Origin of the sequence: Pseudacidovorax sp. (assembly GCF_017991995.1) — a bacterium.
Lineage (GTDB): Bacteria > Pseudomonadota > Gammaproteobacteria > Burkholderiales > Burkholderiaceae_C > Xenophilus.
Window position 1 is genome coordinate 16865 of the sequence record NZ_JAGOPN010000006.1, and the last position, 26650, is coordinate 43514.

The 26650-nt window shown below is 69.8% G+C and carries 25 protein-coding genes, 1 tRNA gene and 1 riboswitch; of the genes, 18 read left to right on the plus strand and 8 right to left on the minus strand.

Annotation, left to right across the window (positions count from 1 at the left end; all coding sequences use genetic code 11):
• The first annotated feature begins 9 nt into the window (after positions 1-9).
• From KBC94_RS09670 to KBC94_RS09680, 3 genes are all read left to right on the plus strand, one after another.
• A complete protein-coding gene (locus KBC94_RS09670; protein WP_294369272.1) occupies positions 10-831 on the plus strand; it encodes a sulfite exporter TauE/SafE family protein in 822 nt (273 codons plus the stop codon).
• A gap of 70 nt (positions 832-901) precedes the next feature.
• A complete protein-coding gene (locus KBC94_RS09675; RefSeq protein WP_294369274.1) occupies positions 902-1462 on the plus strand; it encodes a DUF4124 domain-containing protein in 561 nt (186 codons plus the stop codon).
• Between the two features lie 280 nt (positions 1463-1742).
• Positions 1743-2090 (plus strand): hypothetical protein, encoded by a 348-nt coding sequence (locus tag KBC94_RS09680; RefSeq protein ID WP_294369277.1) that lies wholly within the window; start codon positions 1743-1745, stop codon positions 2088-2090.
• 94 nt (positions 2091-2184) lie between these two features.
• On the opposite strand, the gene KBC94_RS09685 is transcribed toward KBC94_RS09680, so the two are convergent.
• The 3 genes from KBC94_RS09685 to tilS all read right to left on the minus strand — a co-directional run bounded on the left by KBC94_RS09685 (position 2185) and on the right by tilS (position 4784).
• Positions 2185-2277 (minus strand) — tRNA-Ser (locus tag KBC94_RS09685).
• Between the two features lie 71 nt (positions 2278-2348).
• Entirely contained in the window at positions 2349-3617 is a 1269-nt protein-coding gene (locus KBC94_RS09690) for an aspartate kinase (RefSeq protein ID WP_114804209.1), read from the minus strand.
• Positions 3618-3713: 96 nt separating this feature from the next.
• Complete coding sequence (gene tilS, locus KBC94_RS09695; protein WP_294369282.1) at positions 3714-4784, minus strand: tRNA lysidine(34) synthetase TilS; 1071 nt, start codon at positions 4782-4784, stop codon at positions 3714-3716.
• A 48-nt stretch (positions 4785-4832) separates the two neighbouring features.
• Here tilS and KBC94_RS09700 point away from each other — a divergent pair, with 48 nt between their 5' ends.
• The gene (locus KBC94_RS09700; protein WP_294369285.1) at positions 4833-5114 is read left to right on the plus strand and encodes a YkvA family protein; all 282 of its coding nucleotides are present in this window, start codon (positions 4833-4835) and stop codon (positions 5112-5114) included.
• 57 nt (positions 5115-5171) lie between these two features.
• Here the strand turns inward: KBC94_RS09700 and KBC94_RS09705 are convergent, their stop codons facing one another.
• From KBC94_RS09705 to cysS, 3 genes are read right to left on the minus strand one after another with little or no spacing between them, the layout of a single operon-like run.
• Positions 5172-6152: an acetyl-CoA carboxylase carboxyltransferase subunit alpha gene (locus KBC94_RS09705; protein ID WP_294369288.1), complete on the minus strand. Its 981-nt coding sequence runs from the start codon at positions 6150-6152 to the stop codon at positions 5172-5174.
• Between the two features lie 17 nt (positions 6153-6169).
• Positions 6170-6820, minus strand: coding sequence for a DNA-3-methyladenine glycosylase (locus KBC94_RS09710; RefSeq protein ID WP_234192200.1), 651 nt, complete (start codon positions 6818-6820; stop codon positions 6170-6172).
• Positions 6821-6847: 27 nt separating this feature from the next.
• A complete protein-coding gene (gene cysS, locus KBC94_RS09715) occupies positions 6848-8227 on the minus strand; it encodes a cysteine--tRNA ligase (RefSeq protein ID WP_294369296.1) in 1380 nt (459 codons plus the stop codon).
• Between the two features lie 204 nt (positions 8228-8431).
• On the opposite strand from cysS, the gene KBC94_RS09720 reads away from it, so the two are divergent.
• The 5 genes from KBC94_RS09720 to KBC94_RS09740 all read left to right on the plus strand — a co-directional run bounded on the left by KBC94_RS09720 (position 8432) and on the right by KBC94_RS09740 (position 11916).
• Complete coding sequence (locus KBC94_RS09720; RefSeq protein ID WP_081682456.1) at positions 8432-9022, plus strand: tetratricopeptide repeat protein; 591 nt, start codon at positions 8432-8434, stop codon at positions 9020-9022.
• A gap of 83 nt (positions 9023-9105) precedes the next feature.
• Positions 9106-9693 carry a peptidylprolyl isomerase gene (locus KBC94_RS09725; RefSeq protein WP_294369862.1) on the plus strand — a complete coding sequence of 196 codons (588 nt, stop codon included), beginning with the start codon at positions 9106-9108 and terminating at the stop codon, positions 9691-9693.
• A 41-nt stretch (positions 9694-9734) separates the two neighbouring features.
• Positions 9735-10247, plus strand: coding sequence for a peptidylprolyl isomerase (locus KBC94_RS09730; RefSeq protein WP_294369324.1), 513 nt, complete (start codon positions 9735-9737; stop codon positions 10245-10247).
• Positions 10248-10327: 80 nt separating this feature from the next.
• The gene (locus tag KBC94_RS09735; RefSeq protein ID WP_294369327.1) at positions 10328-11098 is read left to right on the plus strand and encodes a UDP-2,3-diacylglucosamine diphosphatase; all 771 of its coding nucleotides are present in this window, start codon (positions 10328-10330) and stop codon (positions 11096-11098) included.
• Between the two features lie 14 nt (positions 11099-11112).
• Positions 11113-11916 carry a M90 family metallopeptidase gene (locus tag KBC94_RS09740; protein WP_294369864.1) on the plus strand — a complete coding sequence of 268 codons (804 nt, stop codon included), beginning with the start codon at positions 11113-11115 and terminating at the stop codon, positions 11914-11916.
• A gap of 147 nt (positions 11917-12063) precedes the next feature.
• Here KBC94_RS09740 and KBC94_RS09745 read toward each other — a convergent pair whose 3' ends face one another.
• Both KBC94_RS09745 and KBC94_RS09750 read right to left on the minus strand, forming a co-directional pair.
• Positions 12064-14751, minus strand: coding sequence for a DUF349 domain-containing protein (locus tag KBC94_RS09745; protein ID WP_294369329.1), 2688 nt, complete (start codon positions 14749-14751; stop codon positions 12064-12066).
• 151 nt (positions 14752-14902) lie between these two features.
• Positions 14903-18646, minus strand: coding sequence for a DUF748 domain-containing protein (locus KBC94_RS09750; RefSeq protein WP_294369334.1), 3744 nt, complete (start codon positions 18644-18646; stop codon positions 14903-14905).
• 638 nt (positions 18647-19284) lie between these two features.
• Between KBC94_RS09750 and KBC94_RS09755 the strand changes: the two genes are divergently transcribed.
• From KBC94_RS09755 to ribD, 9 genes are all read left to right on the plus strand, one after another.
• Positions 19285-20178, plus strand: a complete 894-nt coding sequence (locus tag KBC94_RS09755) for a lytic transglycosylase domain-containing protein (RefSeq protein ID WP_294369336.1) — start codon at positions 19285-19287, stop codon at positions 20176-20178.
• A 117-nt stretch (positions 20179-20295) separates the two neighbouring features.
• Positions 20296-20428, plus strand: a riboswitch (ZMP/ZTP riboswitch).
• Between the two features lie 44 nt (positions 20429-20472).
• Entirely contained in the window at positions 20473-21717 is a 1245-nt protein-coding gene (gene glyA, locus KBC94_RS09760) for a serine hydroxymethyltransferase (protein ID WP_294369337.1), read from the plus strand.
• A gap of 15 nt (positions 21718-21732) precedes the next feature.
• Positions 21733-22176, plus strand: coding sequence for a transcriptional regulator NrdR (nrdR, locus tag KBC94_RS09765; RefSeq protein ID WP_017759788.1), 444 nt, complete (start codon positions 21733-21735; stop codon positions 22174-22176).
• A gap of 215 nt (positions 22177-22391) precedes the next feature.
• Complete coding sequence (locus KBC94_RS09770) at positions 22392-22892, plus strand: GspH/FimT family pseudopilin (protein WP_294369338.1); 501 nt, start codon at positions 22392-22394, stop codon at positions 22890-22892.
• A 2-nt stretch (positions 22893-22894) separates the two neighbouring features.
• Positions 22895-23443, plus strand: a complete 549-nt coding sequence (pilV, locus tag KBC94_RS09775; RefSeq protein ID WP_294369339.1) for a type IV pilus modification protein PilV — start codon at positions 22895-22897, stop codon at positions 23441-23443.
• Positions 23443-24375 carry a PilW family protein gene (locus KBC94_RS09780; protein ID WP_294369341.1) on the plus strand — a complete coding sequence of 311 codons (933 nt, stop codon included), beginning with the start codon at positions 23443-23445 and terminating at the stop codon, positions 24373-24375. The genes pilV and KBC94_RS09780 overlap by 1 nt, the downstream gene beginning before the upstream one ends.
• A complete protein-coding gene (locus KBC94_RS09785) occupies positions 24372-25016 on the plus strand; it encodes a hypothetical protein (protein WP_294369346.1) in 645 nt (214 codons plus the stop codon). The genes KBC94_RS09780 and KBC94_RS09785 overlap by 4 nt, the downstream gene beginning before the upstream one ends.
• The gene (locus KBC94_RS09790; RefSeq protein ID WP_294369347.1) at positions 25013-25456 is read left to right on the plus strand and encodes a type IV pilin protein; all 444 of its coding nucleotides are present in this window, start codon (positions 25013-25015) and stop codon (positions 25454-25456) included. Before KBC94_RS09785 ends, KBC94_RS09790 begins: the two co-directional genes overlap by 4 nt.
• Positions 25453-26613, plus strand: coding sequence for a bifunctional diaminohydroxyphosphoribosylaminopyrimidine deaminase/5-amino-6-(5-phosphoribosylamino)uracil reductase RibD (ribD, locus tag KBC94_RS09795; RefSeq protein ID WP_294369350.1), 1161 nt, complete (start codon positions 25453-25455; stop codon positions 26611-26613). The genes KBC94_RS09790 and ribD overlap by 4 nt, the downstream gene beginning before the upstream one ends.
• The last annotated feature ends 37 nt before the right edge of the window (positions 26614-26650 follow it).

The following is a 26650-nucleotide window of genomic DNA, read 5'->3' on the forward strand; positions in this document are numbered from 1 at the left end:
GGTGGCGCCATGACTGCCCTGCTCATCAGCCTGTCGATGGGCGCCGCCGTGGGCCTGGTGCTGGCCCTCAGCGGCGCGGGAGGCGGCATCCTGGCGGTGCCGCTGTTGGTCTTCGGCCTGCACCTGAGCATGGTGCAGGCGGCGCCGGTGGGCCTGATCGCGGTGGGGCTGGCCTCGGCCCTGGGGGCGGTGCTGGCGCTGCGCGAGGGCAAGGTGCGCTACCGCGCCGCGGCCATCATCGGCGTGACGGGCATGGCCTTCGCGCCGTTGGGCGTGATGCTGGCGCACCGGCTGCCCAATGCGCCGCTGATGGTGGGCTTCTCGCTGGTGCTGGCCTGGGTGGCGGTGCGCAGCATCCGGCAGTCGCTGGCGCCCGTGCCGGCCGGGCCTTCCGCGCCGTCTGCGCTGCAGGTGTGCCGGCTCGATCCGGTGCGTGGGCAGCTGCGGCTGGTGTCGCCCTGCGTTCTCGCGCTGGGCGCCACCGGCGCGCTCTCGGGCCTGCTGAGCGGGCTGCTGGGCGTGGGTGGCGGCTTCGTCATCGTGCCGATGCTGGGCGCCTTCTCCAATGTACCGATCCGCGGCATCGTCGCCACCTCGCTGGCCGTGATCGCACTGGTGTCGGTGGGCGGCGTGGCCGGCGCCGCCTCGCAGGGCGCCGTCGCCTGGGACGTGGCCCTGCCCTTCGCCGCCGGCGCCGTGCTGGCCTTGCTGGCCGGCCGCCGCCTGGGCGCGCGGCTGGCGGGGGCGCGACTGCAGCAGGCCTTCGGCGCAACGGCCGCCGCGGTCGCGGTGCTGGTGTTGCTGCGCGGGCTGGGGGTGTTGGCGCTGTAGGGAGGCCAGGAATCGCACCGCGGCAGCCGGCTGGCGCTGGGGTAGCCGGTGCGTGACTCTCAGCAGCGGCATGGACACCTATGGCGTTGCTGCGACGGTCGTCGCTGCGGCGCTCCGTCGAATGGATGAAGCCTTCGCGCCAAGCAGTCTCCGGCCGTGTGAGACTGGCACGATGAATCGCGCCTTGCTGCTTCTCGTACCCCTGACGGCGCTGGTCCTCACGGCGCCACCCGTGCACGCCCAAAAGGCGGTCTACAAATGCGTCACTCAGGGCAAAGTCCAATACAGCCACACGCCATGCGTCGGCGCCATCGAGATCGATGCCACCCCCACCCAGGGCGCCGACCGCTGGAGCGGCCAAAGCCGCAAGGGCCGGGACGTCCAGCGACTGGAATTCAACGAGCAGATGGGCCGGGCTGTGCGCCCCTTGACCGGCATGGACGATGCCCAATGGAAGACCGCCACCCACCGCCAGGCGCTCAGCCCTTCGGCCCGGCAGGAATGCGATCGACTGGACCCGATGCTGGCCGCGCAGAGAAGCCGGACGGACGCTGCGACAGTCGAAGAACGTGGCCGTGCCGATGTCCGCCTATGGCAGTTGAGACGCAGGTTCGCCGATCTCGACTGCTGAAGCCTAGCTTGCTGGCGGTGTCGGAGCATCCAGCGAAGCGGACGCGACCGCCTCGCCAACTCCTGAGTGCTGCGCGCCCCGCAGCGCCCGAACCGTGCAAGCAGCATGGGGGCACGATCAAGGTGCCATCGTGTCAGCAGGCCCGTACACCCTACGCTGGCCACAGCACGCCCACCGGCGGCGCGAGGCGCGAGTGGGCGCAGGAAGAGAAAAGTGGCGGTGCGGGGGCGGTGGGAAGACGTGAACCTGCGCGCCGGCACGATGCGCGTGCACCGGGCGCGTGCTGACCGAGGACAGGGCCCGCACCAAGACCACACCGCGAGCGGCTGGTGGAGCTCAACCACCGCGCTACATCGATGAGCGGTCGCAACGCCGCGCTTGGCTGCAAGCCCGGCTGGCGGCAGGTGTGCGCTATCGCCCGCCCAAGGAATGCCGCGACACCAGCGTCACCATCGCACTGATGGCAGGCGCGAATCCTGTCTGGGTGGCCATGCAGCATGGGCACTCTGTGCCGGTGATGATGCGCGACTACGCCAAGTGGATTCCGTCAGCCGACCGGGGTGCGAACCTGGCCGCGTTGAATGCGACGCTGGCCCGTTCGACGGAGGGCGCGGAGCCCCCGGATTGATCGATTTAGGACAAATTTGGGACTAGCGGCAGCAGCCGGCCAGCCAGAAATGAAAAAAGCCGTTGAAGATCAACGGCTTTCTATGCGAAGGGCTTGGCGGAAACGGAGGGATTCGAACCCTCGATGAGGCTCTACACCCCATACTCCCTTAGCAGGGGAGCACCTTCGGCCACTCGGTCACGTTTCCAGTGCGCTAGGCAGACCATGATTATGCCATCAAATCTGCCCCGTTCGACCCCGAAGGCCGCGCGTTGCGCATTAATTTGCAGGCTGGTCCAGGTCAAAGGCCTTGTGCAGCGCGCGCACGGCCAGTTCCATGTACTTCTCGTCGATCACGACCGAGGTCTTGATCTCGCTGGTGGAGATCATCTGGATGTTGATGCCCTCCTCGCTCAGCACGCGGAACATCTTGCTGGCCACGCCCACATGGCTGCGCATGCCGATGCCGACGATGCTGACCTTGCAGATCTTGGTGTCGCCCACGATGTCGGCCGCGCCCAGCGTGGGCAACACCTTGGTCTTGAGCAGGTCCACCGTGCGCGCAAACTCGGCGCGATTGACGGTGAAACTGAAGTCGGTCTTGCCGTCCTTGGAGAGGTTCTGGATGATCACATCCACCTCGATGTTGGCGTCGGCCACCGCGCCCAGGATGTGGTACGCGATGCCCGGCTTGTCGGGCACGCCCAGGACGGAGATCTTGGCTTCGTCGCGGCTGAAAGCGATGCCGGACACGACGGCTTGTTCCATGGTTTCGTCTTCCTCGAAGGTGATCAGAGTGCCCGACACGGCCTCTTCATTGATGTCGATGTCCCAGGGCGTGAAGCTGGAGAGCACGCGCAGCGGCACGCGGTACTTGCCGGCGAACTCCACCGAGCGGATCTGCAGCACCTTGGAGCCCAGGCTCGCCATCTCCAGCATCTCTTCGAAGCTGATCTTGGCCAGGCGGCGCGCATCGGGCTCGACGCGCGGGTCCGTCGTGTAGACGCCATCGACATCGGTGTAGATCAGGCATTCGTCCGCCTTCATGGCGGCGGCGATGGCCACGGCCGAGGTGTCGCTGCCGCCACGACCCAGCGTGGTGATGTTGCCCAGTTCGTCCACGCCTTGGAAGCCGGTGACGACGACCACGCGGCCCGCGTCCAAGTCGGCGCGTACGCGCTCGTCGTCGATGCGCTCGATGCGGGCCTTGGTGTAGCTGCTGTCGGTCTGCACGCCCATCTGCCAGCCGGTGTAGCTCACGGCCTCCACGCCTTCGCTTTGAAGCGCAATGGCCAGCAAGGCCGACGAGGCCTGCTCGCCGGTCGCGGCCAGCATGTCCAATTCGCGGTTGTAGGGCGTGGTGGGCTTGGCCGGGGCCAGTTCCTTGGCCAGGCCCAGCAGGCGGTTGGTCTCGCCACTCATGGCGCTGGGGACCACCACCATGCGATGGCCTGCGCGCGCCCATTTGGCGACGCGCTTGGCGACATTGCGGATGCGCTCGGTCGAGCCCATCGACGTGCCGCCGTACTTGTGAACGATCAATGCCATGGGTGAGATGTCGGAAGAAAAGTGAGTCGCCTGGTCGGCGTCGCCCGGGATGGCGGGCCTTCAGAGCGGCCTGCGCGGTGGCGGCCCGGATGCCATTCAGCGCGGGGGCTTCGGCAAGGGCGCGCCATTGTACCAACGCAGGGCGTCGCCTTCGCGCACCACCTGGCCGCTGCCGGCCTTGAGATGGATACGGTGGCCACGCGTGGTGCAGTCGGCGATCTGGTCCAGCAGTTCGTCGATCTGACGGGCCGCCGGCGCACGGCCGGCGGCCTGCGCCAGCCAGGCCCGCAATGCATTGGCCTGCCGGCTTCGCGGCAGCGCCTGCAGCGCGCGGATGCGGGGTGGCGTGCCCGTCTGGTCCAGGTCGGCACGGGCGATGTTGGCCAGCAGTTCCTGCGCCTGGGCTGCGTGCCGCGCACTGCGGGCGAAGGTTTCGCGGAACTGCGGGAAGGCGGCGGCCAGCGCGGGCAGCACCTGCTGGCGGATGCGGTTGCGCGTGTAGCGCGCATCGGCATTGGTGGGGTCGTCGACCCAGCTTTCGCCGCGGGCGCGCAGCCAGGCGCGCAGGGTGTCGGGCGGCAGGTCCAGGAAGGGCCGGTGCCAGCGCAGGCCGGCACGCTCGGCCATGCGCGGCATGGCGGCCAAGCCCGGCAGACCGGCACCGCGCGACAGGGCGAGGATCAGCGTCTCGATCTGGTCGTCGGCATGGTGACCCAGCACGATGTCCTGCACAGCGCGGGGCCCGTCGCCGGTCGGGGCAGGTTCCACGGCCTTGGCCTCACCCGACGCGTTCTGGACGAAGTCACCGTCCGCGCTGGCCAGCGCGGCAAGCGCCCGGTAGCGCCCCAGCCGCGCCACCTCTTCCGGGCTTTCGCCAGCCTGCGCTCGCGCGTCGATCCGGCCCACCCGCAACGGCACCTGCCAGCGTTCGCAAAGCGCGGCGCAATGGCGCTCGAAGATATCGGCCGCCGCCTGCAGCCCGTGATTGACGTGCAGCGCCACCACCTGGCCCGGCCAACGGCGCGCGCAGGCGACCAGCAGCGCCGTCGAGTCGGCACCGCCGCTCAAGGCGACGCCCAGCGGCAGGCGCGGCGTGAGCGCGGCGACGGCTGCCTCGACGCCACCCGGGGGAACCCCTGCCCCCCCTGGCGCTCCAACTGCGCTCATGGCCGCCGCATTCCCGCGCCGGCCGCACCCGGACCGAGGAGTTGCCGAATGTGGAAGTTGGGACGACTGTGGTGGGCGATGCGCAAGGAGCTCCTGCTGGCCTGGGCCGTCCTGCGCGACGGGCGCTCGCCGTGGGGCGCCAAGCTGGCCGTGCTCGCTGCGGCGGCGTACCTGATCAGCCCCCTGGACCTGATCACGGATGCCGTACCGTTGCTGGGCTGGCTGGACGACGGCATCGTGGTGTTCCTGCTGTTGCGGCTGTCGCAGAAGCTGCTGCCGCCCGGACTGAGCGAAGCGCTCAAAGCGCGCGGTGCAACACGTCGGCGGTGACGCGCACGGCCGCATGCATGAAAATGGGAGCCGCCCTGCTGCGCGTCAACTCGGAACTCAGCGCCCGGCGTCAACCTTCGTGTCGGCGAAGCGCCCGTAGCTCTGAATGCGGTCATAGCGACGTTCCAGCAGTTCGCGCGGCTTGAGGTCCACCACCTGGCGCACCGCCTCGGTCAGCGCGCGCTTGAGGAAGGACGCCATCTGCCGATGGTCGCGGTGCGCCCCGCCCACCGGTTCGTTGACGATCTTGTCGACCAGGCCCAGCGCCTTGAGGCGGTGCGCCGTGATGCCCAGCGCGTCCGCCGCGTCCTGCGCCCGGTCTGCGGTCTTCCAGAGGATGGAGGCGCAGCCCTCGGGGCTGATCACCGAATACACCGAGTACTGCAGCATCAGAACCTGATCCGCCACCGAGATGGCCAGGGCACCGCCGGAGCCGCCCTCGCCGATGATGGTGGTGAAGATCGGCACTTCGAGCTGCGCCATCTCGAAAATGTTGCGGCCGATGGCCTCGGACTGGCCGCGCTCCTCGGCATCGATGCCGGGATACGCACCCGGCGTATCGACGAAGGTGAAGACCGGTAGCTTGAACTTCTCGGCCGTCTTCATCAGGCGCAGCGCCTTGCGATAGCCCTCGGGCTTGCTCATGCCGAAGTTGCGCGCGGTGCGCTCCTTGGTGTCGCGGCCCTTCTGGTGGCCCAGCACCATGCAGGGCATGCCGTTGAAGCGCGCCAGACCGCCCACGATCGACAGGTCGTCCGCGAAATGCCGGTCGCCGTGCAACTCCACGAAGTCGGTGAACATCTCGTTCACATAGTCCAGCGTATACGGCCGCTCGGGGTGGCGCGCGATCTTGGTGATCTGCCAGGGCGTGAGGCTGCTGTAGATCTCCTTGGTCAGTTGCTGGCTCTTCTTGCCAAGTTGGTCGATCTCTTCCGAGATGTCGACTGCCGATTCGCTCTGCACATAGCGCAGTTCTTCGATCTTGCTTTCGAGTTCGGCAATGGGTTGCTCGAAGTCGAGGAAGCTACGTTTTGCCAAGATCTACTCCTGTGAAGTCAATAGGCCACGGGCAGGGGCTCGAGCGAGCGCCAAATGTACCAAGTGGCCACACTGCAATAAGGGGCCCAGGCGACGGCCACCTCGCGCGCATCGCTGCGGCTGACGGGGTCGCCCGAGAAATACTGCTGGCTGATGCCGGCGATGAGGCTGGCGTCGTCCAGCGGCAGGATGTTGGGGCGCAACAGATGGAAGATGAGGAACATCTCCGCCGTCCACCGGCCGATGCCGCGGATGGCCACGAGCTCCGCGATGATCATCTCGTCGGCCATGTCCTTCCAGGCGTCGACGTGCACGGTACCGCCGTCGAAGTGCAGCGCCAGGTCGACCAAGTACTCCACCTTGCGCGCCGAGAGGCCCGCGGCACGCATGTCGTCCACCTTCAGCTTGAGCACGTTCGCGGGCGTCATGCGGCGCGGCAGCTTTTCGAAGCGCTCCCACACCGATTGCGCCGCCTTCACCGAGATCTGCTGGCCCACGATGCTGCGCGCCAGCGTGGTGAAGGCGTCGCCGCGCGACTGAAGGCGTGCATCGCCGAATTGCGGGATCAGCCGGCGCATCACGCGGTCCTTCTTGACCAGGTGGCGGCAGGCCTCCTCCCAGTAGTCGGGCGTGATGAATTCCGGATCCTGCGGGCGCGGAGCAGCCATGGCCAGGGTTGCCGTCCTGTCCACCGATTACTGGGCCGCGGCCCAGGTGGTGCCCGTGGGACCGTCCTTGAGCACGACGCCCTGGGCGAGCAGATCGTTGCGGATGCGGTCGGCCTCGGCGAAGTTCTTGGCCGCCTTGGCCGCGGCGCGCTCCGCGATGCGCGCCTGGATGGCCGCGTCGTCAAGCCCCGCACCGGCCTGCAGGTAGGCACGCGGCTCGGTCTGCAGCAGGCCCAGCGTGCCGGCCAGCGCCTTGAGCAGGCCGGCCGTCTGTGCGGAACGGGTGCGGTTGGCCTCGGCAGCCAGTTCGAAGAGCACGGCGACCGCCTCGGGCGTGCCAAAGTCCTCGTCCATGGCGGCCTTGAAGCGTGCGGCATGGGGGTCTTGCCAATCGATCTCTGCCACCTCCACCGGCGGAACTCCGTCGAGTGCCGTATAGAGGCGGCGCAACGCGTTGCGCGCATCGTCCAAGTGCACGTCGCTGTAGTTGAGGTCGCTGCGGTAATGCGCGCGCACGATGAAGAAACGCAGCGTCTCGGCGTCGTACTTCTTCAGCACGTCGCGGATCGTGAAGAAGTTGCCCAGGCTCTTGGACATCTTCTCGTTGTCGATGTTGATGAAGCCGTTGTGCATCCACTTCATCGCGAAGGTCTTGCCCGTGGCGCCTTCGCTCTGCGCGATCTCGTTTTCGTGGTGCGGGAACTGAAGGTCGGCACCGCCGCCATGGATATCGAAGGTCTCGCCGAGCAGGTCGCAGGCCATGGCCGAGCATTCGATGTGCCAGCCGGGACGGCCGGTGCCGAAGGGGCTCTCCCACTTGGCCTCGGCGGGCTCGGTGGGCTTGGCACTCTTCCAGAGCACGGGGTCGAGCGGGTCTTCCTTGCCCTCGGCCACGGCCACGCGGTTGCCGGCGTGAAGCTCGTCGAGCGACTTGCCCGACAGCTTGCCGTAGCCCGGGAACTTGCGCACCGCATAGTTCACGTCGCCATCGGCCGAGCGATAGGCCAGGCCCTTGCGTTCCAGTGTCTCGATCATCGACAGCATCTGGGGGATGTAGTCTGTGGCGCGCGGGTCATGCGTGGGCCGCTCGACGCCCAGCGAGTCGGTGTCCTCGTACATCGCGTCGATCATCCGGCCAGTGAGGGCCTTGAGCGTTTCGCCGTTCTCCACTGCGCGGCGAATGATCTTGTCGTCGATGTCGGTGATGTTTCGCACGTAGGTCACGCGCCAGCCGCGGGCCTTGAACCAGCGCTGCACCACGTCGAAGGCGATCATCGAACGGGCATGACCCACGTGGCAGAAGTCGTAGACCGTGATGCCGCACACGTACATCCGTACATGGCCCGCCTCCAGCGGCGAAAATTCCTCCAGTGCACGCGTGAGCGTGTTGTAGATACGCAGGGTCATGGAAATCGGAATGGGCGCCGTTGAAAGGTGGCGCCGGCCTGGGGAGTCGATCATGCGCCGCCGCGGGCGCACTGCCAAGGGCTTCGGACAACCCGTGGCTACAATCCGGCAAGTATAAACGGCCCCTGCGCAGCGCCTTTTTCAGAGGCGGCTGCCGCATCCAACCACGCCGGGGCGCACTCGCGGTCCGGCCTCACTCGCTCCATGACGCACGCCGCATCCCCCGTCGCCCGTTCCCTGCTCCGCGCTGCCCTGGCCTGCCTGTTGGTCGCAGGGGCCGGCACGGCCCTGGCCGACGACTACGCCGACGTCAACGCGCTGCTGCGCGCGGGCAAGGCCGCAGAGGCGCTCGACAAGGCCGACCGCTACATCGCCGGCAATCCGCGCGACCCGCAGATGCGCTTCCTGCGCGGCGTGATCCTCAGCGAACAAGGCAAGCCGCAGGACGCGGCCGACACCTTCGTCAAGCTGACGCAGGACTATCCCGAACTGCCCGAGCCCTACAACAACCTGGCCGTCATCTACGCCGCCCAGGGCCAGCTCGACAAGGCGCGCGACGCGCTCGACAACGCCCTGCGCCTCAACCCCAACTACGCCGTCGCGCACGAAAACCTGGGCGATGTCTATGTGCGCCTGGCTGCGCGCCAGTACAACCGCGCGCAATCCTTCGCATCGACCAGTTCCAGCGTCGCGCCCAAGCTGGCGCTGGTGCGCCAGCTGGTGGACAGCACCGGCAATGCCGCCAACGGCAAGCTGCCCGCGGCCACGCCCGAGCAGCGGCGCATCGCGCGCTGATGCACCATCGGCGCCCGGCCGGAACCGCCGGGCCAACGGTCGCTCCTATCCCTTTCCGTGACCTCGCAGGGAGTTTTTGCGTGATGTTTTCCCGTTCCACCCTCTTCACCCGCCGCTGGCTGCTGGCCCTGGCTGCGGCCGCCACCGTACCCACTGCCGCCTGGAGCCAAGCCGCTGCGCCGCGCGTCAAGCTGGCCACCAGTGCTGGCGACATCGTGCTGCAGCTCGATCCGGCCAAGGCACCCAAGACCGTCGCCAATTTTCTGCAGTACGTGCAGGAGAAGCATTACGACGGCACCGTGTTCCACCGCGTCATCGACGGCTTCATGATCCAGGGCGGCGGCTTCACGCCCGACCTGCGCCAGAAGCCCACGCGTGCACCGATCGCGCTGGAGGCCGACAACGGACTGAAGAACGACCGTGGCACCATCGCCATGGCTCGCACCAGCGATCCGAACTCGGCCACGGCCCAGTTCTTCATCAACGTGAAGAACAACGACATGCTCAACGCGCCCAACCCGGACGGCCATGGCTACGCCGTGTTCGGCAAGGTGGTGTCGGGCATGGACGTGGTCGACAAGATCCGCGCCGTCCCCACCGGTGCCCAGGGCCCGATGCGCGACGTGCCGGTCGAGCCCGTCATCATCCGCAGCGCCACGGTGCTGAAGTAAGCCCGCCCCGCGAGCGCCCTCCCCTTTCTCCAGGAGCCCCCATGAGCAATCCCAAAGTCGAACTCTCCATCAAGGACCACGGTCCCATCGTCATCGAGCTGGACGCCGAGAAGGCACCCAAGACGGTCGAGAACTTCCTGGCCTACGTCGCCCAGGGCCATTACGACAACACCATCTTCCATCGCATCATCGACGGCTTCATGATCCAGGGCGGCGGCTTCGAGCCCGGCATGAAGCAGAAGCCCACGGGCGCCGAGATCACCAACGAGGCCAACAACGGCCTGAAGAACGACATGTACACCGTGGCCATGGCCCGCACCAGCGCGCCCCATTCCGCCACCGCGCAGTTCTTCATCAACGTCGCCAAGAACGACTTCCTCAACCACACCGCGCCGTCGCAGCAGGGCTGGGGCTATGCCGTATTCGGCAAGGTCGTCTCGGGCACCGAGATCGTCGACAAGCTGCGCAAGGTGAAGACGGGCCGCCGTGGCTTCCATGACGACGTGCCCGCGGACGACGTGGTGATCGAAAAGGCCACCGTTCTGGCCGAGTGATCGCAAGGCGGCATGCACGCAACCGGCCCGTACGCGGATCCCCTCGCCTGCATCGCGGCTGAGCGCCCCGCGCCTGATCGATGACCGCGCAGGCCGCCTTCACCGAATTCCTCGCGCCGCCCGAGTGGCGCACGGTCGACCTGCTGTCCGACCTGCACCTGCATCCTGCCGAGCCGCAGACCCTCCTGGCCTGGCGGCAGTACCTGCAGACCTCGCCGGCCGACGCCCTGTTCATCCTGGGCGACCTCTTCGAAGTCTGGGTGGGCGACGATTCCGCCTCCGAGCCCGGTTTCGAGGCCGACTGCGCCGCCTGGCTCAAGGAAGCGGCGGCGCGCCGGCCGATGTTCTTCATGGCCGGTAACCGGGACTTTCTGCTCGGCCAGGGCTTTGCCGCCCAGGCCGGCATCCAGCGCGTGCCTGATCCGCTGGTGCTGGTGCTGCATGGCCGGCGCTGGCTGCTCAGCCACGGCGACCTGCTCTGCCTGGAGGACCACGAATACCTGGCCTTCCGTGCGCAGGTGCGCAGCCTGGAGTGGCAGCAGAACTTTCTCGCGCAGCCCCTGGAGGAGCGCCGCGCACTCGCCCGCCACATGCGCGAACAGAGCGAATCGCGCAAGGCCGATCCACGCGCCGTCTGGGCGGACGTCGATGCCGATGCAGCCGTCGCCTGGCTGCGCAGTGCACACGCCCAGACCTTGATCCACGGCCATACCCACAAGCCCGGACGGCACGACCTGGGCGACGGCCTGGAACGGCTGGTCCTCAGCGACTGGGACGTGGCTGCCTCACCTCCTCGCGCCCAGGTGTTGTGCCTGACGGCGGCCGGCGCGCAGCGCGTCGATCTGCGCTGAGGCCTCCATCGATGCTGGGACGCTGGCTGCGCGGACTGCGCCCCCCTCCCGAGATTCCCGAAGCCGACTGGCAGCGCGTCCTGGATGCGCTGCCCTTTCTCGCCGCCCGTCGCAGGGACGAGCGCGAGCGGCTGCGCGAGCTCAGCGCGCGCTTTCTGCAGCAGAAGGAATTCCACGGTGCGCTGGGCTTCGCGATCACCGACCAGGTCGCGCTGCTCATCGCCGCGCAGGCCGTGCTGCCACTGCTTCATCTGCCGGGCGACCTGGGTTGGTACGACGATTTCGTCGGCATCGTCGTCGTGCCCTCTGAGGTGTCCACGCGTCGCACCCTGGTGGACGAGGCCGGCGTGGTGCACGAGTACGACGAGGCCATCATCGGCGAGGCGCGCGAGCACGGCCCGGTCATGCTGAGCTGGCCGCATGTGGCCGAAGGCGCCGCCGGCACGCAGGCCGGCCCCATCCTGAACGTGGTGATCCACGAGTTCGCCCACAAGATCGACATGCGCGACGGGCAGGTGGACGGCTGTCCGCCACTGCCAATCGGCTTCATGGGCAGCACGACGGCGCTCCAGGCCCGCGAGCGCTGGCTGGCTGCGCTGCAGCCCGCCTACGACCGCTTCCGCGAGCAGGCCATCGTGGCAGAGCGCTTCGGGGGAGAGCCGCCCTGGCTCGACGATTACGCGGCCTCGTCCCTGGCGGAGTTCTTCGCCGTTGCCTGTGAAGCCTACTTCGTGGACCGGTCGCGCTTCATCCAGGAGTTCAGCGGCCTGGCGTCCGCCTTCGACGCGTTCTTCCTCGCCAACGACCGTCAACGCTGAACGCGAGAGGTCCGCAGGGGCCGCCCGCAGGTTGCCGCGGGTGTCGCGCCCGCTTCGAAGGGTAGCGTCGCCCCGGCGCTGCAGCCCCAAGAAAAAAGCGGCGCACCGTCGCCGGCACGCCGCTTTCGATGAGGCAACGCCCCGCGATCAGCCCTTGCGCAACAGCGGCTTGAGCGCGCTTTGCAGGCGACGCGCGGTCGTCGGCTCATGCGCCGAAGCGAGCACACGCGCGGCGTCCTGGGCCCAGGTCTCGACCGGGCCAGGCTCGTTGCGCTTGGTCAGCAGCTTGAGCTGCAGTGCGCGGCGCGCGTCCAGTTGCTCCGGCGGGGTGGGGACTTCGGCGGCCATCTCCAGGCGCAGCAGGGCCTCGGCCGGCTCGCCCGAAGGCGCGGCGGACAGCGACTGCACCCACTGGTTGCGCACCGAAGGCGTGACGCGGCCCAGTTCCTGCGCCGGCGGCACGGCGGCGCCGTCGCGCTTGCTCCAGGCGTCGAGCAGTTGCGTCACGGCCTCGCCGTGCGCCTGGCTCGCCAGCTTGCGCAGGGCGGCCTGGGCGTGCTCCATGGCGTCGCGCTGGGCGCGGAAGGCGGTATCGCCCAGACGGGGACCGCGGTCCTCGCGCGGCGGACGATCACCGCGCATGTCGCCGGGACGTCCGGCGCGGTCGCGGCCGAAACGGTCGCCACTGCGGTCGCCGCCCCGCGGGCCGCCACGGCTGTCGCGGGAATCACGGCGGTCGCCGAAGCGACCGGCGGGTGCGGCGGCCGGGCGTGCCGCGCCGGGACGGTCGTCGCCGCGGACGGCCACGACCGGGCGAGGTGCAGCCTTGGGCGCCGCAGCCGGTGCGGGTGCCGCACCCTCGCCACCTTGGGCGGCGGGTGCGCCCTCCTGGGCGGAAGCGTCCGTCGGCGCGGCGGTGGATTCGGCAGGGGCGGCAGCATCGGCGCCGGCCACAGGTGCTGCAGCGCCGCCCGGAGCCGCGGCTTCGCGACGGCCGCGCAGGGCATCTTCCAGCGCGGTCATGGCGGCGCGGATCTTCTGGGCATCGCCGGTGGCATTGGCTGCCTCCAGCGCCTTCGAAGCCTCGAGCACCGCACGGTCGTGTTCACCCATGGCTTCGGTCTGGCGCTCGCGCTCGGCGCTCTTGCGCTGGAAGGCGTCGTCGATGGGCTTGCGGAAGGCGTCCCAGAGCTTCTGCTCCTGGCGACGCTCCAGCGGCACGGCCTGCGCCTCGGCCTGCCAGCGCTGCTGCAACGCCTTGACGGCGTCGATGCGCAGCTGCGGCGCAGCGCCGAGTTCGGTGGCCTCGGCAATCATCTGCTGACGGCGCTCGATGCTGGCTTTCTGCGAAACCTCGAGCGGGCCACGGGCCTCGGTCATGGCTGCGCCCCACAACGGCTGCAGCTCGGCGAACACCTTCTCGCTGACATGGCCGCCATCGCGCCAACGATCGGAGAACTGGTGCAGGGCGCGGTTGCGGGCCTTGAGGTCGGCATCGCTGGCGTGCTCAACCGTCCAGGCGCGCAACTCTTCGATCAGCGCAAGACGCTGGGCGCGGTGTTCGGCGGCTTCGGCGCGCACCTTCTCCAGCCAGGCCTCGACCACCTTGTGGGCCTTGTTGCAGGCCTCGTCGAAACGACGCCACAGCCCGTGGTTGGGCACGCCACCCTGGTCGGCCTGCTTCCATTGCTCGCGCAGGGCGCGCAGTTGCTCCTGCATCTTGCGACCGCCCAGCGCCTGACCCTCGGGACGATTGAGCAGGCCTTCGGCCTTTGCCACCAGTTCTTCGCGGACCTTGTCGGCGCCCCAGCGCTGCCAGCCTTCGAGTTCGCCGGCGGCGACGAGCGCGGCATGCACGCGCGCTTCCAGGGCATTGCCCACCAGCTTGCCGTGCTCCTTGAGCACAGCGCGCAGCGCATTGGCCGCGGCCTGGCTGCTCTTGCCCTGGCCCTGGGCCGTGGCTTCCTCCAGCTTGGCCAGGGAGGCTTCGACGGCTGCTTCGGCGGCAGCACGCTGTGCCGGATCCACCTTGGGGGCGGGCGGTGCCGCGGCCGGGGTCGGCGCGTTTTCGGGCGGCAGGCCCCGGGCGGCACGCAGTTCGTCGGCCCAGACGGGGACGGGAGGCAGCGGCGCCTGGGCATCGGCCGCAGCGGCCACGGCCTGGGCCAGCGCGCTGTGGAAGGCCTCGGACACGACCTGCAATTGCGACCGCGATGCGTCGAGCTGCGGCGCGAAGCGCGCATCCAGGCTGGCCCAGTTCGGGTCCTGCGCAATCTCGTCGGCCTGGGTCGTCCAGTGGGCGACGTCGCCGCGCAGGCCCTCCTCGGCGGCCTGGGCGTCCTGCCAGCCCTTGGTGGAAAGCACCTCGAAGCGCTGCGCCAGCAGCACGGCGGCTTCGCGATGGACCTGGGCGCGGTGCTGCAGATCCTCCACGCCCTTCACCCGTTCGGCCAGGTTGGCCTTGAGGCCGGCGAGCGGTTCACGCGACAACGGTGCGCCGGCCTTGGCGGCGTCGCGCTGCCAGGCCATGGCGTCGGCGATGTTCAGCCGGGGCTGGTCGAGCAGCGAGCGGGCCTTTTCGGCCCACTCGGCGGCGATCACCTCCTGGCCCTTGGCGCGCTTGATCTCGTCAAGACGCTCGCGCAGGGCGCGGGCGGCGCCCTTGTCGCGGCCGCTGAGTTCCTTGAAGACTTCCTGCATCAACTCGGGCGAGGGATTGCCCGCGAGCCAGTCGCGCACGCGCTGCGCCCGTTCGCCGGAGGTGGCGGCGGTGAAGACGCCCCCGGTGAGCTGGTCGAGGGTGGGGAGATCGTGTTTGGTCGTGGCTTGAGTCACTGCGCCAGAGTCGTTGAAAGAGATCGGAGGGGGTGGGCCGGCGCGAAGCCGGTCATCCAAGCAAAGGCGCCGGCAAGGCCGGCGCATCCCGCATTGTCGCCCAGGAGCGCGTGGGTCTGGAATACCGCAGAAAGCGGTTGAGGAATCCTTCTCAGGGCATGTCCAGCGCCAAGGCCGTGCCGGGCATCCAGTCGGCGCCGTCCGCACGCGTGCGAACCGCCCCCAGGAAGATCCGGTCGCCGGGCAACTGCCGCTGGAGCAGGTAGTCACGTACGGCCGCGGCCCGGGCGATGGCCAGCTCGCGGATGGACTGCTCGTCGACGGCAATGGTCGGCAGCAGCAGCTTCTCCATCTCGGCCACCGACTGCGACTTGGCCATGCCGATGAGATTGCGGGGCTTGGGAATGTCGGCCCGCTTGTAGACGGCCTCCAGCAGCGCCGGGTATTCGGCGTCGGTGACCGGGCCGACCTCGGCCGGGTCGGTGCCGCCGCGCACCGCTGCGCGGCGCTTCTCGGCCAGGGCCATGCGGCGCAGGCGCTCGCGCTGCAGCGCGTCGCGTTCACGCTCCAGGCTGGCCTGCCCGACGAGGGTGAGGCGCAGGCCGTCGCGCTGGCCCAGTGCCTTCTCGACCTTGTCCAGGCTCTGCTTCGCCGCGTCGGACAACGCGTCGCTGCCCAAGGCGAAGGGCACGACGCTCGATTCGCTGCTGCCACCGCCCAGGCCGCCCGTGAGCAGGCTGAACGGAGAGGTCACCGCCTTGGCGATCAGGTTGAGGATGCCCTTCCAGATCAGCGGCCCGATGCTGAATTGCGGATCGTTGAGCGAGCCCGACAACGGCAGATCGACGTCGATGACGCCGTTGCGGTCGGCGAGCAAGGCGACGGCCAGGCGCACCGGCAGGCTGTTGGGCGCATCCTTGACCTCGTCGCCGAAGGCCAACTGGTTGAGCACCAGCTTGTTGGTGGCGGTGAGGCGCCCGTCCGGCGCGACCTGGTAGTGCACGTCCACGCTCATCTTGCCGCGCTCGATGCCATGGCCGGCATAGCGGATCGAATAAGGAGACAGCGGCGCCAGCTCCAGGTCGCGCACCTTCGCCGCAATGTCCAGTTCCAGCGGCTTGGCCAGCGGATTGAGCTTGCCCAGGATCTCGAGCGAAGCGGTCTGCTGCGCCTTGCCGCGAAGCTCTAGATCGGCCAGGGCCGGCCGGCCGCCGTCGGCCGGCTCGGAGGAGAAGGCGCTGAGCCGGCCGGTCAGCTCCGTGAGGTCGGCCGAATAATTCGGCTTCACAAACAGGTCGGAGAAGTCAACACGCGCATTGACCACGCTGATCGGGCCGAAATGGATGATGGGCGCGAGGCCTGGCGCGGCCTCTGCCCGCGCAGTGGCCGGCGCCGGCGCTGGCGCCGATGCGGGGCCCGTTTCGCCGGCATTGGTGGTGGCACTGGCACCACCACGCGCGGACGCGGTGCGCGGTGCCGGCCGCTCGGCCGCGGCCCGCTCGCTTTCCTGCTGGCCCTGGCGGGTGATGGCCTGCAGGTTCAGGCGTCCCGAGGGCTGCACGATGATCCGTGCGAACGCATCCGTGAGCGTGGTCTCGCGCACGTCGAGCCGCAGGGCGGCGCGGGGACGCTGATCGAGTTCGAAACCGCGCAGGGCCAGCGTCTTCCAGCGCAGCAGCCGCTCGCCCCGCGCCGCGCCCGTCGCAGGGCCGTCTGCGGCGGTCAGCGCCACGCTGTCCACCCGCAGGTCGTCGACCGACAGGTCGCCGCTGAGCTTTGCCTGAACGCCCGCCGGCTGGACGGCCACCGCCAGCGTGCCCCGGTAGGCGGCGAAGGCACGCCGCACGTCCACATTGAGCGACTGCCCGTAGTAGGGCTGGAAGGCATGCACCGGCAGGCCCGTGGCCTCCAGCCGGCCGGACAGCGCCACCGGGGCCATCGCCAGGCTGCCCTTGAAGTCGAAGCGGCCCGGCTCCGACCGGGTGCCTGCCGTGATGCGGCCAGCCAACTCCACGGGCGACGCCGCAGCAGACGCGGGATCGAGGTCGCGGGCCCGCAGGCGCAGGCTGGCAAGCTTCACCTCCACCGGCGCGCCGGCCTGGGCGCGGTCGGCGAATTCCACGTCACCGCCGTCGACGGACAGGGCCGCGATCCGGACCCTCCACGGGGGCGGCGGCTCACCCTGCACCTGGCGGGGCTGCGCCACCGGCGCAGTCGACGCGTCGGGCGTGCGCAGCCAGCGCTGGTACATCCAGCGCTGCTCCTCGTCCCGCTCCACCCGGACGCGCGGCTCCGTGGCCGTCAGGCTGCCCACGCTGAGCGTGCGCGCCTTCAGATCGGCCTGCGCATCGCGCACCTCGAAGTGGCCGACCGCAGCCAGGGCCGTCTTGCCTTCGGTCAGCGACAGGCTGTCGAGCGTGGCGCGCTCGGCCGTGAGCAGCAGCGTCTGCGGCGACCACTGCAGCCCCAGTCGGCCGCCCAGGCGCCCGTCCACGGCCGGATTGAGCGTCGAGGCCAGGTAGGGTGCGGCCAGGGACAGCGGGACGTCGCTGGCCTCCAGCTGGGCCTTCACCGTGCTCGGGCTGCCCTGCCCTTCGAAGCGCAGCCGACCTTGCGCCACGGCCATCTCGCCCGAGAAGCGGGCCGGTTGCGCCATGGGCCATGCCGCGTCGTCCACCGTGACGCCCAGGCCGGTCACATCGATGGCCGCCGCTGGCCGCACGGAATCGTCGCGCCAGGCCACGCGGCCTTCCCGCACCGCCACGCGGTCGACCCGCACCTGCCACGCACCGGGCGCGGCAGCGTCCTTCGATGGCGCCGAGGTCGGCGGCGCGGCCGTGCGAGCGGCGTGCGCGGTGGCCGGCGCTGGCGTCCGGCCGTCGGTGAGCAGCAGGTTGATGCGACCCTGCGCGTCGCGGCGTGCCGCCAGCGTGGGCGCATCGACCTCCACGGACGCCAGATGCACCTGCCGCTCCAGCGGACGCACATCCGCCAGCTGGACCTTCAGCGCATCGAGCCTGAGCAGTTCGCCGCCCTGCGCATCCAAGGCCTTCACGTCCTTGACCTGGACCGTGCCGGACAGCTTGAGCGAGGCATGGTCGGCCCGCTCGAAGTCGGCACGCAGGTCCACGTCCACGACGCCCGACTGCAGCGCGACCGGCAGGCCGGGCGGTGCATAGGCCAGGTAGGGCGCCAGATCGAGGCCGGCAATGTGCAACTGCGCGGCCGTCTTGTGCGTGGCGGCGAAGGGCAGGGACGACGCGGAGGAGTCGAAGCGGCTGCCATTGAGCGTGAATGCCAGCCGGGGCTCGACGTCCACCTCGCGTTTCGATGCCAGGCTGCTGAGGAAGGGCAGCTGCACCTCCAGCCCCTCGACCACGTGCTGGCGCTTCGCCACCTGGTCGTCCAGCGCAATGCGCCCGTCGTGGATCGCGAGGTTGTAGAGCACGAAGCGGGCGGGCTCGCCCGCGGGCTTGGGCTCGGCGGGGCCGCTCAGCCGGCGCAGGATGTCGTCGACGTCCAGCGCGCCATCCGCGCGCCGCGTCAACCGCAGCGCGGGCTGCTCGATGCGCAGCGCATCGACCACCGGCGCCAGGCGCAGGAAAGACTGAAGTTCGGCGTCCGCATACAGGCGCTTCGCCGTGAACAGCGGCGGCGCAGCGTCCACGCCAGCGATCGCCAGGTCCGACAGCGACAACTCCAGCGTCCAGGGCCGGAACTGCACGCCCCCCAAGGTCACGCTACGGCCCAGCGCTGCCGATGCCTGCTTCTGGATCTGCCATTTCAGGAGCGGCGGCACGGCGGCCCAGAGCAGCAGCCACAGGAGCAGCAGGCCGGCGATGGCGACGCCCAGCCGCCTCAACCAAAGGCCGCACTTCGTTCCGGAGAAATTCATGGGCGGAGTGTGCCGCAACGCGTACTCGCCCTGCGACGAGAGGCGGGGCGCCGCCGCGTGGGCGCCCCTTGTCGGCATCGGCGGACCTCACAACGAAAAAGCCCGGTGGCTGCTTGCACAGGCCACCGGGCTCGACGGAGGGCGCCAGGCCGCATCCATCTTTTGGCGCGGGAAGAAGAAGGTTCCCGACGCACTGGCAGCAAGGGATTGCCGCCGAGGGGCCGGGCCACCCGTCAGGACTGCGTCCTTCAGGAGAAGCGCCGGCGGAGCGTCTGCGATGCAGACAGCCGCAGATTAGGCCTGCCGACCGGGCGTGGCAAATGAAGTCGAGCGATGAGGCTGGGTGGGGCAATAGACAAACTTTTAAGCACCTATTTAGCATAAAGAAAAGATTCGATATTCTTGACCGTGTATTTAACGGTTCCTAGAATGCGCGCTGCCCGGGCTCCCGCAGTCCTACTCCCCGGGCTCTCTTCCGGACTTCCCAGGTCCGGCCTCTCTGGCGAAGTCAGGACGCCCGTGCACCTTGTATCCCTGCACGGACCTGTTCTCCGCCGCATCACGCGATCGTTCGAGGCAGTCGGCACCCTGGTGCACGACTCGCAGCCTTGGAGCTCGCAGAGAAAGGAAAGTAGCGAATGAATCAGGTCTTGCGGGCTGGCATGCAGGGGTTGCGAACCTTTGCCAGCGACGTAGCCGATGGTTTCTTCGAGATCGTCCACAACGGCTTCGCGCTGATCGGGCTCGCGCTCGTGTTCGTCGTCGTCGCGCTGGCCGCCCGCCCCGACCTGCAACAGGTTGGCGAGGAGCGTCTGGCTGCCTGGGTGGAATCTCGCAAGCCGGCTCCGGCCCCCACCGATCCGGCACCCAACGCCGTGGAGCGGGCCACCGCGGCGCGCCCCGAAGAGCTGCCCCGCCCCCAGGCGGCCGTGGCCTACTGGCTCAGCCGCAAATACAAGGTGGCGGCCGAGCCCCTGAGCGTGCTGGTCGCCGAGGCCTACGACATCGGCCGGCAGACCAAGCTCGATCCGACGCTGATCCTGGCCATCATGGCCGTCGAATCGAGCTTCAACCCGTTCGCCCAGAGCCCCGTCGGCGCACAGGGCCTGATGCAGGTGATGACCCGCGTCCATGGCGACAAGTACGAGCCGGCCGGTGGCACGCTCGCGGCCTTCGACCCCATCACCAACCTGCGCGTCGGCGTCAAGGTGCTGCAGGAATGCATCGCCCGCGCCGGCTCGCTGGAAGGCGGCCTGCGCTATTACGTCGGTGCTGCGAACCTGGGTGACGACGGCGGCTACACCGTGAAGGTGATGGCCGAGCACGACCGCCTGCGCCAGGTGGCCAACGGCCGCAATGTGCCGATCTTCACCCCCTCGGCACCGGCCGCCACCACGCCGCCGCCGGCCGCGATGCCGACGCAGCCCACGCAACGGACCCAGCCGATCCCGGTCATGGCCCCGGCGGGAGAGCCCAAGCCCACGACGCGGCCGCCCGCCACGGTCGCCCTGCTGGAACAACCCGCGTCCTGACCGCTGCCACCCCGGCGAGCCTCCCAGGCGCCTTTGATCAGGCGCCTTTTTCTTTCTTGGGCGTGGCGCGCTGCGGTTCCCCTGGGACGAGGGAGGGACGAAGGCCTCGGCTACACTCCGCCGGTGCGCGACTGGCGATAGGCGCGGCCCCTCCTTGCGAGGCGAGCCGGCGCTGACGTGGATGACCACTGGGAAGCGCACCGCCCGCGGCTGGAGCCGGGGCGATCAGCCGTTCGCCTGGGCAGCCCTTGCCGGATCCGACGCCGCAAGGTCCCTCTTCTTCGAAGGACTGCCATGTACCAACGCAATATCCTGGTCCCAGAGACCGATCCCGAGCTGTACGCCGCCATCGTCGCCGAGACGCAGCGCCAGGAAGACCACATCGAGCTGATCGCCAGCGAGAACTACGCCTCGCCGGCCGTGATGGCCGCCCAGGGCTCGCAGCTCACCAACAAGTACGCCGAAGGCTATCCGGGCAAGCGCTACTACGGTGGCTGCGAATATGTCGACGTCGCCGAGCAACTGGCCATCGACCGCATCAAGCAACTCTTCGGCGCCGACGCCGCCAACGTGCAGCCGCACTGCGGCGCCTCCGCCAACGAGGCCGTGTTCCTGGCCTTCCTCAAGCCAGGCGACACCATCATGGGCATGAGCCTGGCCGAAGGCGGCCACCTCACCCACGGCATGCCGCTGAACATGTCAGGCAAGTGGTTCAACGTCGTCTCCTACGGCCTGAACGACAAGGAAGAGATCGACTACGACGCGATGGAGCGCAAGGCCCACGAGTCCAGGCCCAAGCTGATCGTGGCCGGTGCCTCGGCCTACAGCCTGCGCATCGACTTCGAGCGCTTCGCCAAGGTGGCCAAGGACGTCGGCGCCATCTTCATGGTCGACATGGCCCACTATGCCGGCCTGATCGCCGCGGGCGTGTACCCCAACCCTGTGCCCTATGCCGATGTGGTGACCTCCACCACCCACAAGAGCCTGCGCGGCCCGCGTGGCGGCTTCATCCTGATGAAGGCGGAGCACGAAAAGGCGATCAACAGCGCCATCTTCCCGGGCCTGCAGGGCGGCCCGCTGATGCACGTGATCGCCGCCAAGGCCGTGGCATTCAAGGAAGCGCTGACGCCGGAGTTCAAGGCCTACCAGCGGCAGGTGGTGAAGAACGCCCAGATCGTGGCCGAGACGCTCACCTCGCGCGGTCTGCGTATCGTCAGCGGCCGCACCGAGAGCCATGTCATGCTGGTCGACCTGCGCGCCAAGGGCATCACCGGCAAGGAAGCCGAGGCCGTGCTGGGCAGCGCCCACATGACCATCAACAAGAATGCGATCCCCAACGATCCCGAGAAGCCCTTCGTGACCAGCGGCGTGCGCGTTGGCACCCCTGCGATGACCACCCGCGGCTTCAAGGACGAGGAAGCCCGCGCCACGGCCCACCTGATTGCCGACGTGCTGGACAACCCGCGCGACGCCGCCAACATCGAAGCCGTGCGCGCCAAGGTGGCGGCACTCACCAGCCGCTTCCCGGTCTACCGCTGAAGCAGGCACGGCCGCATGAAATGCCCCTTCTGCGGCCACGCCGAGACGCAGGTCGTCGAGACCCGCATCTCGGAAGACGGTGACTTCGTGCGCCGCCGCCGTCAGTGCGGCGGCTGCGAGAAGCGCTTCACCACCTACGAGCGGCCAGACGTCAACTTCCCGGCGGTCGTCAAGAAGGACGGCAGCCGCGCCGACTACGACCCGGCCAAGGTGCGCGCCTCGATGATGCTCGCCCTGCGCAAGCGACCCGTGGGCGTGCAGCAGATCGACGAGGCGCTCATGCGCATCGAGCAGACGCTGCTGTCGGGCGGGCTGCGCGAGATCGAGTCGAGCAAGCTCGGCGAACTGGTCATGCACGAGCTGCAGCGGCTGGACAAGGTCGCCTACGTGCGCTTCGCCTCGGTGTACCGCAGCTTCGAGGACGTCGAAGAGTTCCGCCGGCTTTTGCGGGACATCTGACCGCCGCCGGCCTCCTGGGGCGGCAGCATGCCGATGCACGCCCGCAGCGTCGGCTCACCTTCCTTTCCCGACTCTCCCTGCCTGTCCGCTGATCGCCCCCGGCGGCACTCCCGTCGTGCATCGGTGCCTGGCGCATGGATGCGTCCCTAACATCCCGCGCTCGAACGGGAACGAGGGGGCGCACCATGCGAGGAAGGAACGCGCGATCGGCGCGGATGCGGGGCTTTTCGCTGGTCGAGGGGCTGATCTGTCTGGCCGTCATGCTGACGGCCGCCACGGTGGCCATGCCCAACGTGGCGCGCTGGCTGCGCGACTGGCAGAGCAGCCGTGCCAGCCAGGCCCTGCGCGAGAGCCTCGACCTCGCGCGCATCCACGCCCTGCGTTCCTCCGGCCGTGCCACGGTCTGCGTCAGCGCCGACGGCAACGGCTGCCTCGCCTCCTCGGACTGGAGCGCCGGCTGGATCGTCTTCGGCGACCGTGATGGCGACGGCGTGCGCGGCACGGACGAGCCGCTGATGCACGTCCAGCCGCGTCTGCCCGGGCTGCTGCGCATCGCGCCGGCCAGCGGCAGCGTCCAGCGCCTCGTGTTCCTGCCCAACGGCCTGCTGAACAGCACGCCGACCAGCCTCGCGATCACCTCGAGCCATCCCGAAGTGCCGGTGCGCAAGCTGGTGCTCAACCGCATCGGCCGTGCGCGGGTGACGACCGGATCGTGAGGGTGGCCGCCATCGCGCCTCGCCGCCGCGCCCTGGGCTTTTCGCTGCTCGAAGTGCTCGTCGCGCTGATGCTCCTGGCCGGTGCCGCCCTGGGTGGGGCGCGGCTGGCCGCACGCACCTACCAGCAACTGCAGGCCACCCAGCAACGGGCGGCCGCCCTCCTCCTCGCGCAGGACCATGCCGAACGCGCCCGCATGAATCCCAGGGGCCTGCAGGAGGGGCGCTATGCGCTCGGCCTCGATCAGCCACCGCCTGCAGCCGCCGCACCCGCAGCCGACCTGGCCGACGCCGCGGAGGCCGCGCGGCGGGTCGCAGCGCTGGACCAGCGCAACCTCCTCACGACGGCGGCCGCCCAACTGCCCCAGGCTCGTGCGCAGGTGAAGACCACCCAGGACAACGGCGCCCAGGTGCTGCAGGTCTGGCTGGTCTGGTGGACCGCCGGCGCGGCAGCCGAGGACGGGCTGGGTGCCGCCAACCAGGCCGACTGCCCGGCCGAACTGGGCAAGCCTGCCCCCGAACAGGCCTGCCTCTTCCAGCGCTTCGCCCTCTGATGCCATCGGAACACCGTCGACACGCGCGGCACCGGCAGGCCGGCACCAGCCTCGTCGAGTTGCTGCTGTCCTCCGCCATCGGCCTTGCCCTCGTGCTTCTGGCGGTCCAGGTCTACGTGATCACCGGCCAGCCGGTACGCCGCGTCGCGGCGCAGGTGCAACTCCACAGCGACGGCGCGATGACCCTGCAACTGCTGGCCCAGCAGATGCGGCTCGCCGGCTTGTCGGAGCTCGACGACCAGGGCACGCCGCATTTCCAGGGCCTCGCCGTGCGAGGCTGCGCAGGCGCCTTTTCCGATACGGGCGCCGCCTTCGACGCACTGGCCTGCAAGGCGCCCACCGGCGATGCGCGGCCGCACGCCTTCGCGATCCGGCATCAGGCAGACGTCCATGTCACGGTGCCGGTGGGCACCGACCAGCCGTCCAACTGCGTGCTGGAGGGCATCGCCGCCTGGGCCACGTCCAGCGCGGACGGCGCCTTGCGCTACGCGCTGGCCGACCAGCGCTACTTCATCGAGCCGGACGATGACGGCGTGCCCACGCTGTACTGTCGCGGCATGCGCGACGCGGGCGTGATGGGCAGCAAGCAGGCCCTCGCCAGCCAGGTCGAGGACATGCGCGTGCTCTACGCCGTGACCCGCCTTCCCGACGGCAGCGAACCGCAGTCGGCGCAGGTCACAGCCTATGTGCGGGCCGACGATGCCGCGCTGGGCGCCACCGCCGAGCGCTGGCGGCGCGTGATCGGCATGAGCCTGTGCATCGTCGTGCGCAGTGCCTTGCCGGTGGCAGGCGCCCAGCAGACGCCGGAGTCCTACCTCGATTGCGACGGCCAGCCGCAGCAGGCCCTGGACGGACGGCTGCGGCGCAGCTTTCGCACCACGGTCTTCTTCCGTGCCCTGCGGCCTGCACTGGACGCGGGAACCTCCTCATGAAGCGCCGCAGTCGCCAGGCACCCCGCGCGCGGCATCTGGCCGAGCGAGGGCAGGCCCTCGTGGTCCTGATGTTGCTCCTGCCTGCGCTGACAGCGGCCACCGCCCTGGCGGTGCGGGGCGCCATCACCGCCGCCCGGCAGGTGCAGGCCCAGCAGACCAGTGCGCAGGCCCAGGAGGCCGCCAGCCTCGCCCTGCGCCAATGCGAAGCGCTGGTCATGGCGACCCTCGCCCCCGATGCGGCCGATCCGCGAACCGTCGCCGTGACCGCCGCCCAGGCCGAGCAGACCTGGAACCGGCTGTCTGCCTGGCGCCCGGGCGCCTCCGGCCTGCGCACCGCCACCGTCGCTGGACCCGACGGCCGCAGCCTGGGGGCGGGGCAATGCCTGTTCCAGCGGCTCGCGGACGGCGCGCAGGGCCTGCGCTTCGTGGTCACGGCACGGGGTCTCTCGGCCGATGCGCAGGTCTCGGCGCAGACCGGCATGCTGCTCGACGGTGCCGAGGCCTGGCAGCAGGCGGTGCTTCGCAAGGCCGCCGACCCTTGCCAGGGCGCGGGCGCGCCGTCCACCCCGACCTGCGCGCCCCCAGGCTGGACGCGCCGCTGGCGCACGTTGATCACCCCTCCCGCCGCCAACCCCGGATGAAACGTTCTGCCCCGCGCCGGCCACCCACCGGCTTCTCGCTGATCGAGCTGCTGGCGGCCCTGGCCATCGCCACGCTGCTCGCCGCCATCGCGCTGCCGGCCTACCAGGAGCACGTGCGACGCACTCATCGCGCGGCGGCCCAGTTGGCCCTCATGGAGGCCGAGCATCATCTGCATCGCTACCACGCCGCCCGCCTGAGCTTTGCGGGCGCGGCACTGCCGGACGCCCTGACCCGCGTGCCCGCCACCGGCGCTGCCGTCTATCGTCTGACGCTGACGCTCGACGCCAGCCAGCCGCAGCGCTTCACACTGGCCGCCACGCCCACGGGCGCCATGCAGGGCGACCGCTGCGGCACGCTGTCCGTCGACCAGACCGGCCGTCGCACGATCAGCAACAATGCCGCGGACACCCTGCCGAGCGACTGCTTCAAAGCCTCATGAGCGACCTCCCCGTCCTGCCACCCCTGCCCGACCACGACCTCACCTGGATGGCCCGGGCGCTGGACCTGGCCTCGGGCGCGGTCGGCCTGTCCGATCCCAACCCCCGCGTCGGCTGTGTGATCGTGGCCGAGGACGGCACGGTGCTGGGACAGGGCCACACCCAGCAGGCCGGCGGGCCTCATGCCGAAGTGATGGCGCTGCGCGATGCCCAGGCGCGCGGCCATGCCGTCAAGGGCGCCACCGCCTATGTGACGCTCGAGCCCTGCAGCCACCACGGCCGCACGCCGCCCTGCTGCGATGCGCTGGTGGCGGCCGGCGTGGGCCGAGTCGTGGCGGCGCTTCAGGATCCGAACCCGCAGGTCGCCGGCCGCGGCATGGCGCGCCTGCGCGCGGCGGGCATCGACGCCCGCCTGCTCGACGCCGCCAGCGAGCCGGCCCAGGGCGCCCGCGCCCTCAACATCGGCTTTTTCAGCCGCATGGTGCGCGCCAAGCCCTGGGTCCGCCTCAAGACCGCCGCCTCGCTGGACGGCAAGACCGCCCTGCCCGACGGCACCAGCCAATGGATCACCGGCGAGGCCGCCCGCGCCGACGGCCACCGCTGGCGGGCCCGCGCCGCCGCCCTGCTCACCGGCGCCGGTACCGTGCTGGACGACGACCCCCGGCTGGACGTGCGCGGCCTGACCATCGCCCGCCAACCCACGCTGGTGGTGGTGGACAGCCGCCTGCAGACCCCGCTGGACGCCCGGCTGTTCGCGGCCGAGCGGCCGGTCTGGTTCTACGCGGCAGCGCCGGAGGACGCGCGAGCCGACGCGCTGCAGGCCCGCGGCGCCCACCTGACGCGCATGGCCGACGCCCAGGGCAAGGTCGACCTCGCCGCGATGCTGGCCGACCTGGCCCGGCGCGAGATCAACGAGCTGCATGTGGAAGCCGGCCACAAGCTCGCCGGCTCGCTGTTGCGGGCCGGGCTGGTCGACGAGCTGCTGGTCTACCTCGCGCCCAAGCTCATCGGCGAGGGGCTGGACATGTTCCACCGGCCCACGCCCACCAGCCCGCTGGCCTCGCTGGCGGACGCGCCGGCGTGGGTGTTCCACGACGTGCAGCGCATCGGCGAGGACCTGCGCATCGTCGCCCGTCCGGCCGGCCGCGACGCGTTTTGACCCAGCGCGCGGTCCGCGCCTCGCCAGTCTGCGAAAA

Excerpts from the sequence above, each read along its gene's own strand:
- nrdR (WP_017759788.1), top strand. The coding sequence starts at position 21,733 with ATGAAATGCCCCTTCTGCGGCCACGCCGAGACGCAGGTCGTCGAGACC.
- KBC94_RS09790 (WP_294369347.1), top strand. The coding sequence starts at position 25,013 with ATGAAACGTTCTGCCCCGCGCCGGCCACCCACCGGCTTCTCGCTGATC.
- KBC94_RS09755 (WP_294369336.1), top strand. The coding sequence starts at position 19,285 with ATGAATCAGGTCTTGCGGGCTGGCATGCAGGGGTTGCGAACCTTTGCC.
- KBC94_RS09725 (WP_294369862.1), top strand. The coding sequence starts at position 9,106 with ATGTTTTCCCGTTCCACCCTCTTCACCCGCCGCTGGCTGCTGGCCCTG.
- KBC94_RS09690 (WP_114804209.1), bottom strand. The coding sequence starts at position 3,617 with ATGGCATTGATCGTTCACAAGTACGGCGGCACGTCGATGGGCTCGACC.
- KBC94_RS09700 (WP_294369285.1), top strand. The coding sequence starts at position 4,833 with ATGTGGAAGTTGGGACGACTGTGGTGGGCGATGCGCAAGGAGCTCCTG.
- KBC94_RS09785 (WP_294369346.1), top strand. The coding sequence starts at position 24,372 with ATGAAGCGCCGCAGTCGCCAGGCACCCCGCGCGCGGCATCTGGCCGAG.
- cysS (WP_294369296.1), bottom strand. The coding sequence starts at position 8,227 with ATGACCCTGCGTATCTACAACACGCTCACGCGTGCACTGGAGGAATTT.
- KBC94_RS09720 (WP_081682456.1), top strand. The coding sequence starts at position 8,432 with ATGACGCACGCCGCATCCCCCGTCGCCCGTTCCCTGCTCCGCGCTGCC.
- KBC94_RS09730 (WP_294369324.1), top strand. The coding sequence starts at position 9,735 with ATGAGCAATCCCAAAGTCGAACTCTCCATCAAGGACCACGGTCCCATC.
- KBC94_RS09750 (WP_294369334.1), bottom strand. The coding sequence starts at position 18,646 with ATGAATTTCTCCGGAACGAAGTGCGGCCTTTGGTTGAGGCGGCTGGGC.
- glyA (WP_294369337.1), top strand. The coding sequence starts at position 20,473 with ATGTACCAACGCAATATCCTGGTCCCAGAGACCGATCCCGAGCTGTAC.
- KBC94_RS09770 (WP_294369338.1), top strand. The coding sequence starts at position 22,392 with ATGCGGGGCTTTTCGCTGGTCGAGGGGCTGATCTGTCTGGCCGTCATG.
- tilS (WP_294369282.1), bottom strand. The coding sequence starts at position 4,784 with ATGAGCGCAGTTGGAGCGCCAGGGGGGGCAGGGGTTCCCCCGGGTGGC.
- ribD (WP_294369350.1), top strand. The coding sequence starts at position 25,453 with ATGAGCGACCTCCCCGTCCTGCCACCCCTGCCCGACCACGACCTCACC.
- KBC94_RS09710 (WP_234192200.1), bottom strand. The coding sequence starts at position 6,820 with ATGGCTGCTCCGCGCCCGCAGGATCCGGAATTCATCACGCCCGACTAC.
- KBC94_RS09670 (WP_294369272.1), top strand. The coding sequence starts at position 10 with ATGACTGCCCTGCTCATCAGCCTGTCGATGGGCGCCGCCGTGGGCCTG.
- KBC94_RS09780 (WP_294369341.1), top strand. The coding sequence starts at position 23,443 with ATGCCATCGGAACACCGTCGACACGCGCGGCACCGGCAGGCCGGCACC.
- KBC94_RS09675 (WP_294369274.1), top strand. The coding sequence starts at position 902 with ATGGACACCTATGGCGTTGCTGCGACGGTCGTCGCTGCGGCGCTCCGT.
- KBC94_RS09735 (WP_294369327.1), top strand. The coding sequence starts at position 10,328 with ATGACCGCGCAGGCCGCCTTCACCGAATTCCTCGCGCCGCCCGAGTGG.